9 protein-coding genes are annotated in these 12293 nt (G+C 64.9%); 5 read left to right on the top strand and 4 right to left on the bottom strand.

Features of this window, described 5'->3' with window-relative positions; all coding sequences use genetic code 11:
- A partial coding sequence (locus tag J5Y10_RS27255) for a hypothetical protein (RefSeq protein ID WP_209377292.1) occupies window positions 1-221 on the bottom strand: 221 nt, incomplete at its 3' end.
- 873 nt (window positions 222-1094) lie between these two features.
- A complete protein-coding gene (locus tag J5Y10_RS28655; protein ID WP_280856227.1) occupies window positions 1095-3407 on the bottom strand; it encodes a lectin-like protein in 2313 nt (770 codons plus the stop codon).
- Between the two features lie 899 nt (window positions 3408-4306).
- Here J5Y10_RS28655 and J5Y10_RS27235 point away from each other — a divergent pair.
- From J5Y10_RS27235 to J5Y10_RS27215, 5 genes are all read left to right on the top strand, one after another.
- Window positions 4307-4648, top strand: a complete 342-nt coding sequence (locus J5Y10_RS27235) for a hypothetical protein (RefSeq protein ID WP_209377291.1) — start codon at window positions 4307-4309, stop codon at window positions 4646-4648.
- Window positions 4645-4872 carry a hypothetical protein gene (locus tag J5Y10_RS27230; RefSeq protein WP_209377290.1) on the top strand — a complete coding sequence of 76 codons (228 nt, stop codon included), beginning with the start codon at window positions 4645-4647 and terminating at the stop codon, window positions 4870-4872. The genes J5Y10_RS27235 and J5Y10_RS27230 overlap by 4 nt, the downstream gene beginning before the upstream one ends.
- Window positions 4873-4874: 2 nt before the next feature.
- Entirely contained in the window at window positions 4875-8156 is a 3282-nt protein-coding gene (locus tag J5Y10_RS27225) for an error-prone DNA polymerase (protein ID WP_209377289.1), read from the top strand.
- Window positions 8157-8334: 178 nt separating this feature from the next.
- The gene (locus J5Y10_RS27220; protein WP_209377288.1) at window positions 8335-9417 is read left to right on the top strand and encodes an AAA family ATPase; all 1083 of its coding nucleotides are present in this window, start codon (window positions 8335-8337) and stop codon (window positions 9415-9417) included.
- Window positions 9418-9625: 208 nt separating this feature from the next.
- Window positions 9626-11650, top strand: a complete 2025-nt coding sequence (locus tag J5Y10_RS27215) for a S8 family serine peptidase (protein ID WP_209377287.1) — start codon at window positions 9626-9628, stop codon at window positions 11648-11650.
- A gap of 77 nt (window positions 11651-11727) precedes the next feature.
- Here J5Y10_RS27215 and J5Y10_RS27210 read toward each other — a convergent pair whose 3' ends face one another.
- Together J5Y10_RS27210 and J5Y10_RS27205 are read right to left on the bottom strand one after the other, a co-directional pair.
- Window positions 11728-11910, bottom strand: coding sequence for a hypothetical protein (locus J5Y10_RS27210; RefSeq protein WP_209377286.1), 183 nt, complete (start codon window positions 11908-11910; stop codon window positions 11728-11730).
- Between the two features lie 157 nt (window positions 11911-12067).
- On the bottom strand, window positions 12068-12293 hold a 226-nt coding region (locus tag J5Y10_RS27205; RefSeq protein ID WP_209377285.1), incomplete at its 5' end, for a hypothetical protein.

Raw genomic sequence — 12293 nt, 5'->3', positions numbered from 1 at the left:
ATCCCGTTGCGATCCGTCCTGCGATCGTCGCACGACCAGTCGTTCACCAACTGGCCGGCATCACTCCCGCAGAAGTCCACACCTCTCCACCACCTCACAAGGCGGCCATCACCGGCCGCATACAGATAGTCCGCGGTGGGGGCGCCTAAGCCAACGAAGGTGCTGACGAGGCCGGCGACGATGACGGCGCGCTCGGCCGGCATGTCCACCAGCACCATCATCAGCACGCCACCGGCGGCGAGGATGATGGAGAGGAGCCCGACGATGAGCTCGGCGAAGGGCGGGCGTGCGGCAGCGGGCGGGATGCGCCCGCATCGCCAGGAGCGGTATCGCTCATGGATGTTCTCCAGATTGCCATTGGGTGCCGGGCTGATCGGCCGGGCGCGGATAATTAAGCCGTAAGGGTGGCGTAAGGACCGCCGACTAGAGGCAGAGCGCAGTCAACCCTGGGTTAAATTCCATGAACAATATACCCGCGGGCTATGGCCGGATAGCGCGCCTGACGTCGATGCTTGATCCATTCACGGGCATGCGGATGGTGGCGGCCGAGGTTGAGACCGCCACGAGCCACACCGTGGTTGTTCTCACGGCTGACCGAGCCGCCGCACTCAGTCTCTCCGCTGCCCGGAGCGACCGTAGCTTTGTTCCTCTGCCGATTCGCTGATCGGCTAATCGCCGGGCTACTCGGCAGCATGTAGCGTCTTGCTACCCTTCGCCGTTCGACCAGTACCCATCCGGCTGGTACCGCATTTCCTGACCTACACGCCCGCTGATCTTACGGATGTTCGTAAGAGTGTCGGTAAGAGCAGGTGGAGAGTGGGATGGAGATCATCAGCGGGGTGGAGCGGCGCCGACGCTGGCGCATCGAGGACAAGCTCCGGATCGTCGCCGAGATCGACGGGGCGCCGCACTGACCGATGTCGCGCGGCGGTACGAGGTCAATCGCGGCCTGCTTTGGTAGTGGCAGGACGCTCAGAGGCGGGGGCGGCATTCCTGATCGGAACGCGCGGCCCCTGCACGCCCATGGAACTGGGGGGCAGCGGCCGGCGTTCCGACCGCCCGGTGCACTCCTGCGGCAGCCGGGCGGCCTGGCGTCATGCTATGATGTTGAAGTCCGAGTTCGTGAGGCTCGGGTGGCCTGATAGGGTGGCGATCAGGGTTGCCGCCCCAGCGCCGGTCCCGTCCGCGTCCCAGCTGAGGCGCCCGGTGTCCGTTTCGTAGACGAGCTGGGCGTGGGCCTCGGTGCTTGCGCCCGTGGTGCTGGCGACGAACCAGCTGCTAGCCAGGCCTCCTTGGGTCAGCCCGCCTCCAAAGCCCGCGGCAGAGATGTCGATCTTGTCGACCCCGGACACGAAGCCACGGACGGTGTCGCCACCCTCCACGGCGGAGAAGTAGCGGTAGTGGTCCGCCCCGAGGCCGCCGACCAGCGTGTCGGCACCCAGGCCGCCGACCAGCGTGTCGTCGCCGCCCGCGCCGGAGAGAAGATTCGCCTCGTCGTTCCCAGTGAGCTGGTTGTCCAGGCTGTTGCCCGTCGCGCCGATCGCGTCCTCGCCAGTCAGGACGAGGTTCTCGACATAGGTGCCGGAGAGCGAGAAGGTGACAGAGCTGAACACCGTGTCCAGGCCGCCGCCATTGGCCTCGATCACGCGGTCTCCCGCATCGTCGACGTAGTAGGTGTCGTCCCCAGCCCCGCCGGTCATGCTGTCCGCCCCGGCGCCGCCGTCCAGCGTGTCGTCACCGGCACCGCCCAGGAGCGTGTCGTCGCCGAAATCGCCGTAGAGCGTGTCGTCGCCGCCAGCGCCCGAGAGGATGTTCGCCCCGAAGCTCCCGGTGAGCTGGTTGTCCAGGCTGTTGCCCGTCGCATTGATCGCGTCCCACGAGGTCAGGACGAGGTTCTCGACATAGCTGCCGGAGAGCGAGAAGGTGACAGAGCTGAATACCGTGTCCAGCCCGCCACCGTCGGCCTCGACCACGCGGTCTCCCGCATCGTCGACGTAGTAGGTGTCGTCCCCAGCCCCGCCGGTCATGCTGTCCGCCCCGGCGCCGCCGTCCAGCGTGTCGTCACCGGCACCGCCCAGGAGGGTATCGTTGCCGTCATCGCCGTAGAGCGTGTCGTTGCCGCCGGCGCCCGAGAGCGTGTTCGCCGCGAAGTTCCCGGTGAGCTGATTGTCCAGGCTGTTGCCCGTCGCGCCGATCGCGTCCTCGCCAGTCAGGACGAGGTTCTCGACATAGGCGCCGGAGAGCGAGAAGGTGACAGAGCTGAACACCGTGTCCAGGCCGCCGCCATTGGCCTCGGTCACGCGGTCTCCCGCATCGTCGACGTAGTAGGTGTCGTCCCCAGCCCCGCCGGTCATGCTGTCCGCCCCGGCGCCGCCGTCCAGCGTGTCGTCACCGGCACCGCCCGAGAGGATATCGCTGCCGTCCAGGCCGTGCAGCAAGTTGGCCCCGGCGTTGCCGGTGAGAACGTCGCTCCAGCCGGAGCCGGTCACGTTCTCGATCGAGACCAGCCGGTCTCCCACCGCGTCGCCGCCGCTGGCGAGGCCTGTGGCGAGGTTGACCGTCACCCCAGCCGCACTGTCCTGATAAGTGACCGTGTCGTTCCCGTCCGGGACCGACGACGAGATGATCACCGTGCCGCTGCCCGCCGTGGACGAGTTGACGGCCTCTGCGTCCCATTCCACCACGACATAAGGATGATAGGCGTCGTCGGGCAGATCGACCCAGCCCCCGGCGCTGTCCCAGTTGCCGGCGCCGTAATCCTCGCCCGGACCAGAACTGTCGTTGTTCGGCTCACCGGGAGACCAGGCGGAGTAGAGGCCGTTCACAGGAGCGCCCGATATGTCGCCGCTCCAGAACTGCTGCGCCGGGGTGGTGCCGTTCAGCCAGTGCCACTCGCCTTCCGTCGCGGCGTCGCTCGCGCCCAGCCAGAAGAGGCTGCCGCCGGCCACAGTGTTTGAGACGAAGTCGTTCTCCGCCTGCGAGAAGATGGTCACCAGATGCCCTGCCACCCCACCGAGCGTCGTGGCCGCCGCGATGGACTGGGCTTCTGTGAAACTCACCGGGGTAGGGAGCAGCAGGTAGTACTTTGTATCGAAGCTGTATACCGTCGGGCTGCCCCCGCCACCCTGCAGGACATCCGCGCCCGCGCCGCCGGTCAGGACGTCATCACCGAACCCACCGGCAAGGGTATCGTTCCCGCCGCCGCCCAGCAGCGTGTCGTTGCCGGCGGCGCCATCCAGCGAGTCGTTGCCGCTCCCGCCGGCAAGGTTGTCGTTCCCGGCACCGCCGGTGGGCTGGTCCGAGAGGCCGCCTGCCGCTTGGACGTCCATGCGGAAGGCATCGCGGCCGGTCGGGGGATCGGCGATGTCGCGGGCAGCGGAGAGGCCGGCCATGGCTTGGTGTTCCATCGACGCTGGCCGATTGCAGGCCCTTCCCGCGCGCCGAGCTGTCCCTCTCTGATTTGCACGATACCAAAATTATCGCAAATTTCGATTATTTAAGATCAACACTCTTGACCATACCGAGCATCCATTACGCGTCGTGCTAAATGGTTTGCGGTATCTGGCGCGCTACGACGTAGCCAGGCGGGCAATCCCAACGATCTTCTGCCCTCGGATACGGTCTATGATCAGGTCCAGCATTGCCTTTGGGGTGGGTTGCATCGAGATGCTGATCCTGGACCTCAGGGCCGTGCTCCACCTGGATCAGCGAGGTACCGCCTGACCAACTCTAGCTAGTTATCCAGCGCTGATCCCGCGGCTTTCGCCGGGCGCATACTTCGATCACGCCCTCCAGACGCCGAAATCGGCCTGTTCTCGGGCGTGATCTGGATCAAGATCAGCGTCACCAGCAGGGATGTCAGTGGTAGGGGCGAGACGACGGAGACGATGAGCTGCGCGATTCCCGGCCGGCCAGGAGGCACGGCGGGATCGGTAGCCGGCGCACACCAAACGCGCCAGAACAGCCCCAATTATAAGGGCTGGTGCGAACACACGGGATTATAGAGACAATGGAGAATGGCGGAGGGGATGGCAGTATTTCTGACTGGCTACCGCTCTGTTTTTGCTTGCCATTTGGCGCTCTCCTGAACGGCATTGCCCGGCTTGTTGCCCGGTCATTTTTCCAGGCGATTTCTCAGCCCCATTCGACATGCCCTCCAGGTCCCGACGCTAAGCGTGCTCCATCCCTCGCGTGGGTCTCTGGCTCTCCGTAGCGTACCCCAGCCGCCACCGATTGAGGGTGAACAAATAGCGAACTCTCGCTAGGCTGCTCGGCAGGCGATTCGCCGATCAGTGAAGGATCACCCATGGCCAAGGCCCCCGCCCGCCCCTCCGTCCAGCAGGAGGTCGCCACTCGCATCACCCGCCTCATGCAGAAGGAGCCCTCCCCGGCCCGCTGTGTGCTGGAGGTGGAGAACATCGTCGCCGGGCTGCGCCGCGATAGCGATGCCGACCCGGAGCAGGTGCTCACCTGGCTGGAAGAGCTGCGCGACGGCTTCGCCGAAGCGACGGAGCAAGCGGCTGAGGCGGTAGACGAGGTGGAGAGCGGCCAGAAGGCGGAGCGCCGGAAGGCCGAGAACGCCGTGGTCTGCCTGCGCCAGATCAGCGCAGCGTTCGGACGTGCTCTGGAAGAGCCTGCACTGGCATGACCCCCTCGGAGCAGGCAGATGGAGAGCCGCTGGTCCCGGCAACGGACGAGGAAATCGCGGTTGCTCTGGCGCACGCCCTTCGCTTCGACGCGCGCGGCAAGGCTCGGCGTGGCGGTGGCGACCTTGCCGCCAGCCTCGCCGCCGAGCGCCTGACCGAGCACCTGCGGCAGGCCGGCTTCGTTCTCATGCGCGGCCGCGGCGCCCGCCCCCACAGCACCGGCTGAGCGTGTCCGCCCCGCCCGCCTACGCGGAGCTGGGTGCCCGGTCTAACTTCTCCTTCCTGGACGGCGCGTCGCACCCGGCCGAGCTGGTGGCGACGGCGGCCGAGCTCGGGCTGGCCGGCATCGGCATCTGCGACAGCAACAGCCTCGCCGGCGTCGTGCGTGGCCACGTCGCGGCGAAGAAGCTGGGCTTGCCCTATGCGGTGGGTGCCCGCCTGGAGCTGCTGGACGGCGCCCGCTACCTCGCCTGGCCCACCAACCGCGTCTCCTACGGCCGTCTCACCTCCCTCCTCTCCCGCGGGCGCCTCGCCTCCGAGAAGGGCAGCTGCGAGCTGCGCCGCGCCGACCTCCTGGCCCATGCCGAAGGGCTGGTGATGGCAGCGCTGCCGCCAGAGCTGCCCGGCGCGGACTTCGGCGAGCGGCTGGCGGCGGACATGCGTGACCTGCGGGACCGTCTGGCGCTGCCGCTTCACCTAGCGGCCTGGCACACCTTCGCGGGAGCCGACCGAGCCTGGATCCGGCGACTAGCCGGCCTGGCCGGGCAGGTCGGGGCGCGACTGCTCGCCACCAACCATGTCCGCTACCATCACCCGGCCCGGAGGCGCCTGGCCGACGTGCTGTCATGCATCCGCCTCGGGGTGACAGTGGACCGGCTTGGCTTCACGGCCGAGCCGAACGCGGAGCGCTGCCTGAAGCCGGCCGCCGAGGTGGCGCGGTACTTCGAAGAGCACCCAGGGGCGGTCGCGGCGACGCTGGAGGTGCTGGAGGCGACCCAGGGCTTCTCCCTGGACCAGCTCCGCTACGAGTACCCGGACGAGATCCTGGAGGAGGGCCGCACACCCCAGCAGACCCTGGAAGCCCGGGTCTGGGCGGCCGTGGAGGAGCGCTGGCCCGAGGGCGTGTCCGAGGACGTGGCCGGCCGCCTTCGCCACGAGCTGCAGCTGATCGAGAGCCTGGGCTACGCGCCCTATTTCCTCACGGTGCACGAGATCGTCCGCTTCGCTCGCGGCGAGGGCATCCTCTGCCAGGGCCGGGGGTCAGCTGCCAACTCCGCCGTCTGCTACGTCCTAGGCGTTACGGCGGTGGACCCCAGCAAGCACGACCTCCTCTTCGAGCGCTTCGTCTCCGCCTCCCGCGGCGAGCCGCCCGACATCGACATCGACTTCGAGCACGAGCGCCGCGAGGAGGTGATCCAGCACATCTACCAGCGCTATGGCCGGGACCGCGCAGCCATCTGCGCCAACGTCATCCGCTACCGCGCCCGCTCCGCCATCCGCGAGGTGGGCAAGGCCTTCGGGCTGTCCGAGGACGTCACCGGCAAGCTCGCCAAGGGCGTCTGGGGTCCGGGGCGCGAGGGCGGCGTGGGCGAGGTCGCCGAGGCGGAGGGTCTGGACGTCTCGGATCCCCGTCTGGCGCTGGCCGTTCAGTTCGCGGAGGAGATCCAGGACTTCCCCCGTCACATCGCCACCCACGTCGGCGGCTTCGTCATCACCCGCGGCCTGCTGACGGAACTGGCGGTGGTGACGAACGCCGCCATGCAGGACCGCAGCACCCTGGAGTGGGACAAGGACGACATCGACGCCCTCGGCATCCTGAAGGTCGACGTGCTGGCGCTCGGGATGCTGTCCTGCATCCGGCGCGCCTTCGGGCTGCTGCGCCAGCATAAGCGCCGGGACCTGGACCTGGCCAGCCTGCCGAAGGACTGCCCGGACACCTACGAGATGCTCCGGCGCGCCGACAGCCTCGGCGTCTTCCAGGTGGAGAGCCGGGCGCAGATGAACATGCTGCCCCGCCTCAAGCCGAAGACCTTCTACGACCTGGTCGTGCAGGTCGCGATTGTGCGGCCCGGCCCCATCCAGGGCGACATGGTCCACCCCTACATCCGCCGGCGCTGGGGGCTGGAGGAGCCGGAGTACGCCGGGCCCTCCGCCGAGCACGGCGACCCGGACGAACTCCGTCGCGTGCTGGAGAAGACCCTCGGCGTGCCGCTTTTCCAGGAGCAGGCGATGAGGGTGGCCATCGTCGCGGCCAACTTCACGCCGGAGGAGGCGGACGACCTGCGGCGCGCCATGGCGACCTTCAAGTATACCCAGGGGGTGGGCATCTACCGCGACCGGCTGGTGGAGGGCATGGTCCGCCGCGGCTACCCCCGCGACTTCGCCGAGCGCTGCTTCAAGCAGATCGAGGGCTTCGGCAGCTATGGCTTCCCGGAGAGCCATGCCGCCTCCTTCGCCCACCTCGTCTATGCCTCCTCCTGGATCCGGCGGCACCACCCCGGCGTCTTCGCCTGCGCGTTGCTGAACAGCCAACCGATGGGCTTCTACTCGCCAGCCCAGATCGTCCGAGACGTGCAGCGGCACGGGGTTCAGGTGCGGCCTGTGGACGTGAACCTCTCACACTGGGACAGCACGATGGGGCCGCACCGGGACAGCGTCGACGGGCTGGCGATCCGCCTGGGGATGCGGGTCACGGCCGGGCTCTCCCAGGACGAGGGTCAGCGCCTCATCAAGGTGCGCGACGCCGGCAACGGGCGGCCCTTCGCCTCCGTGGAGGAGGCCGCGATGCGGGCGCAGCTAAGCCGGAAAGCGCTGGATGCTCTGGTGGAGGCGGACAGCTTCGCCGGGCTCGCGCCCTCGCGCCGGCGGGCGCACTGGGACGCCGCGGCGGTTGACGTCAAGGCACCGCACGACTTACCGCTCTTCGCCGCGGCCGAGGGACCGCACTTCGAGGAGCCCGCGCCGGCCCTCGCCCCAGAGACGATCGGCGACGCCGTCACTGCGGACTACCGCGCCACCGGGCTCACCCTGCGCCAGCACCCGCTCGCCCTGCTGCGCCCTGCCCTCACCCGGCTCGGGTTGCACGACACGCGCTTCCTTCACGACGCCCGTCAGGGACAGACCGTGCGCCTACCCGGGATCACCCTGTTGCGCCAGCAGCCCGGCACGGCGAAGGGCGTGATCTTCGTCACCGTTGAGGACGAGCACGGGGAGGCGAATGTGGTGGTCTACAAGGCCATCGGCGTCCGCGACCGCCAGGCGCTGCTTGGCGCGCGGCTGCTGGTGACGGAGGGGCGGGTAGAGCGCGTGGACGACCATGCCGAGATCCCGATCATCCACGTGATTGCCCGTCGCCTCGAGGACCGCTCCGACCTGCTGGATCGGCTGGGCCAGGTGGACGGGGCAGAGGCGGGCTGGGATCGGCTGCTCAGCCGCGCCGATGAGATGCGGCAACCTGAGCCGGGGTCGCGCAGACCGGTGAAGGTTCCGCCAAGCCAGGACTTCCGATGACACGGTGAGCGCCCAAGCACGGTTAGCAGCAACCCGTACGAATTATCGTCCGACATTGGACATCAAAGCGGAACGTGTTTACACATCGACTTTCCGAGTTGACACCTCGCCGAATTTGACCAAGTCTTGGTCTATGGAAGTTGACACGAGTACCATTGTAGAGCTGCTAGAGTCGGCCATGTCTGCCGATTACACGCGCGTTCGGCGTGTCGGAGGCGTGCTGGCGCGCATGTCCGCCGAGGCCAGAGATGACGAAGGGGCTCGGGCAATTCAGGCGGTCCTCCGCAAGAGAGGTGTGCCTCTACAAGCATCCGGCTTTGCAGAAGCTCTGCCCCGCGACGCAACGTCACGCCTTCCGCTGGTAGAGGAAGGCCAATGGCCAGCTACACCAGCTTTCCTCACCGAGGAGGTTGGGCGCACTACTTCTCGCTTCATTGAGGACGCAAAAAATATCGCGCTTCTGGCCGAAAAAGGAGTTTCAGCGCGTCTAGGCATGCTTTTGCATGGAGCACCTGGAACTGGCAAATCCCTTCTAGCGTCTTATGTCGCAGCTCTACTTGAGAGGCCAATCTATGTTGTGCGTCTGGACTCCATGATTTCTTCTCGGCTTGGAGAAACCGCGAAGAATGTTCGAGGCGTATTCGAATTCATGGCTTCTCGCGAAGGCGTCTTATTTCTCGACGAAATGGACGCGATAGCAAAAGTTCGTGACGACAAGCACGAGCTTGGAGAACTGAAGCGTGTTGTAAACACGGTTCTACAAGGACTAGATTCGCTGCCCGACAGCGTGGTCGTGATTGGCGCAACAAACCATCCCCATCTTCTTGATCCGGCAATTTGGCGGCGATTTCCCTATAAGGCCGAGCTGCCGCTCCCAGATTTGTCCGTGCGTTCAGCAATGTGGAGGCACTTTCTCTACGCCAACGATGACGCTCGCGAAAAAGATGTGGCTGTGTTGGCTCGCATCTCTGAAGGCCTGAGCGGCGCAGACGTTGAAAACATCTCCCTCGCAGCACGCAGGCGCGAAATTCTGGATGGCGATGCTCTTCCATTCCCTCAATTACTACTGTCTGCGCTAGCGTCTCGTGCCGGAAACCCAAGCCTACCGGACAGGCGCGACCTCTCCGCGCCCGAACGACAAAAGATCGCAGTTGCTTTGCATAAGAAAGCCAACATCAAGGTTTCAGAGATCGGCAGGATTATGGGTGTGAGCCGTCAGATGGCTCATCGTTACCTCAAGGAGGATGGAAATGCCGAGTGAGACATCGCAACCTCTCCTCAACCCTGTCTTGCGGTTCACCAAAGAGCCGCGGCCGAAGGCAGTCACGGGCGGCGGAAAGAGTGCGTCAAGCATCCGGAAGGAGCGGCTCCCGCTGCAGCGAAAGCGCTTGGCGAGGCAGCTTAGCAGCCTAGAAAGCTCGGCGTCAGAGCACCCGCAGTTCCGCGGGCGAGCCGTCCTCTACGCGACCATGTTCGATGATTCTTTTGCTCCAAGTTGGACTCCAAAAGACCTTTTTTCTTCTGAAAGGGGTGCAGCTCTAATAGCACCTTACCGCTCGGGCTACATGATCGAGGTAGAAATCAAGCGTCTCCGCGTCCTTACTTCGGCCGTCGAGAATTCCGAGCGCATTACTGATCAAGTTGATATTTCACGCGTACAATCTATCCGGTACTTTGAGCCGACCGACGTGCTCGGCCTACTAGACCATGACAGTGCTTGGGAAGCGGCACCCGCAGTACCAGGCGGTCGAGCGTTCCATGCTTGGTTCATGCCCCTCAACAATCAGGGAGCCAGTGAAGACCTTCTCGAATGCATAGCCGATTTGCGGGGGCGCACTTTCATTCCTCTACCGCCGATGTTGGCTGATCTCGACGTTGACCTTGCAGCCGCACCGGTCGCGCTACGCAGGGCCATCCGCCAAGTGACGGACGTAGATCGCCTGAGCTCTGCCATGCGGACGTACCGTCAGACTCGACGCGCTAACACCATCCTCGCAGTGCCTACGCGCCAAGCGCTCGCCAATCTAGTTGCGTCGGGCGCAGTCGTTCGCCTTGATCCAGTTCGCGCCATCAGTACGACCACTTCAGGTCAAGGTCGTGAGCCTGATCGGCCTTTTCCGAAGGGACTGGCAGCGATGCCGGTCGTCGGGGTCGTCGATGGAGGACTGAGCGCGTCGTCCTACAGGCATGCAGAGGCATGGCGTGCACCAGCCTTTGTCAGTGACGCTGTTGCCGACGTGAAGCACGGAAACCAAGTGACTTCACTTGTGGTCCAAGGACACGATTGGAACAACAAGCTCCAGCTTCCCGAACTGTACTGCCGAGTAGGCACGGTGCAAGCGGTACCCAAGAGAGGGTCAGAGGTTCACCTGGATCCCGAGGCGTTTGTCGCCTACTTGGACGCCGTAATTGGAACCTATTCAGACACAAAAGTCTGGAACTTCTCTTTCAATGAAGCCGGTGCCTGTGATCCGGAAATGGTGAGCTATCTAGGTCATCAGATTGCACTCCTCGCTCGCAAGCACAACGTCCTGCCAATTATCTCGATCGGCAACCGCCCCGGCAGCTTGTTGCAGCCGCCCGCAGATTGCGAAGCCGCCATAACTGTCGGCGGCCGCATGCACTCTCCAGAGGGAATGCCTGGCGAAGCCTGTCCGGTGAGTCTGGCAGGACCCGGACCTTCAAGTATGCTGAAACCTGAGTTGTCTCACTTCTCGCACGTGCGCGTTCTGGGCGGGTTGATGACTAGAGGGTCGAGCTTCTCCACTGCGCTCACTTCTCCTCTTGCGGCGCACACCAACATGCGACTACGCGATCCGTCGCCAGACTTAGTAAAGGCGCTTCTCCTTCATGGGGCGGATGGCGACAATTATGATCCGAGTACTGGATTTGGCTCGCCATCATCTATACTCCCGTGGGAATGCCAAGAGGGTTATGTAACGCTGCAATGGACTGCCTCACTTAGGCCCGGAGCAGCCTATTACTGGGAACTTCCGGTCCCCCCGGGATTGACCCGAAACGGAAAGCTCCGCGGGGCCGGCAAGCTTACGGCCGTGCTCAATCCGCACCCACTCCTGACGGATTATGCCGGCCCCAACTACTTCAGTGCACGGATAGAAACCGCCCTGTCGTGCGAGCGAAGTGGGAAGAACCACAACCTGCTAGGATCGATCGAGACTGGGCGACTAACCGAAGAACAAGCGCGAGCCGTCGACCACAAATGGAGTCCAGTTAGACACCACGCAAAAAGCTTTAGAAGCGTGTCTTTCGATGGCAATAATCTGAAAATCTACGCTCGCACATTTGTCCGCGACCTTTACCTCTACCCATATACCTCACTAAGCGAAGTCCCGCCGATGCAAGCAGTTTTTGTCCTTACTCTCGGCACGGGTGACGCGGCGGACGAAGTTTACAATGATCTCCGGACATCATTGGGAGCTTTCGTGGAGACTTCCGTTGTCGACCTCGATTTGGACCTCGACAACGACATCTGACGCAGGAATTAATATTAGGCGAGAGTCAAACTGGCGAGCACGCGGCCACATCAGACCGCGGCCACCACCCGGTTCAGCTACCACCGCCAGGCGAACCCCTCCTGGCCGTGGTTAGCCTCGGTAATTTCTAGGTAGCGCACCGACTGCTGGGCGGTAACCATCGCCGCCAGCACGCGGCTGGCATCCGCCTTCCCGCGCTTCTGGACCAGCGCGGCCAGCGCCACGAGGGTGATGGCATCGCGCGCGGCGTCCACCTGCAAGTCGCCGTAGAGGCTTGACCGCCCGTTCAGGTGGTTGAGGGCGCCATCTTTACCAAGATCCGCGGCCTACCGGGCTGAGCACAAAAGGCGGCAGCCGGAGCCCCCTGGCCCGCCTGCCGCCTGATCTGCGCCCGATCGAAAGGTGGGGCGGCTGACCCTACCGAGACGAGCCCGCTGCCGCCACCACATTCAACAGCGGATCCCGCGCCCTCGCCGCCGCATCGGTGAACGGCGGGTTCAGCGCCAGCAGCTTCTCCCGGGCTTCCGCCGCGCCGGGGATGCCCAGGTCAGCTAACCCGGCCAGGGTCGCCAGCCCGAGCGCCCCGTAGTCCCCGCCGCTCTTGTCCCAGCCGCCCAGGTTGGAGAACCCGCGCGCGACATTC

Origin of the sequence: Roseomonas indoligenes (assembly GCF_017813365.1) — a bacterium.
GTDB classification, from domain to species: domain Bacteria; phylum Pseudomonadota; class Alphaproteobacteria; order Acetobacterales; family Acetobacteraceae; genus Roseomonas; species Roseomonas indoligenes.
This window is presented reverse-complemented; position numbering and strand designations above follow the sequence as displayed.

What these genes read in the sequence shown, in the direction of transcription:
- J5Y10_RS27230 (WP_209377290.1), top strand. Translation starts at nt 4,645, where the DNA reads ATGACCCCCTCGGAGCAGGCAGATGGAGAGCCGCTGGTCCCGGCAACG.
- J5Y10_RS27220 (WP_209377288.1), top strand. Translation starts at nt 8,335, where the DNA reads ATGTCTGCCGATTACACGCGCGTTCGGCGTGTCGGAGGCGTGCTGGCG.
- J5Y10_RS28655 (WP_280856227.1), bottom strand. Translation starts at nt 3,407, where the DNA reads ATGGAACACCAAGCCATGGCCGGCCTCTCCGCTGCCCGCGACATCGCC.
- J5Y10_RS27235 (WP_209377291.1), top strand. Translation starts at nt 4,307, where the DNA reads ATGGCCAAGGCCCCCGCCCGCCCCTCCGTCCAGCAGGAGGTCGCCACT.
- J5Y10_RS27215 (WP_209377287.1), top strand. Translation starts at nt 9,626, where the DNA reads ATGTTCGATGATTCTTTTGCTCCAAGTTGGACTCCAAAAGACCTTTTT.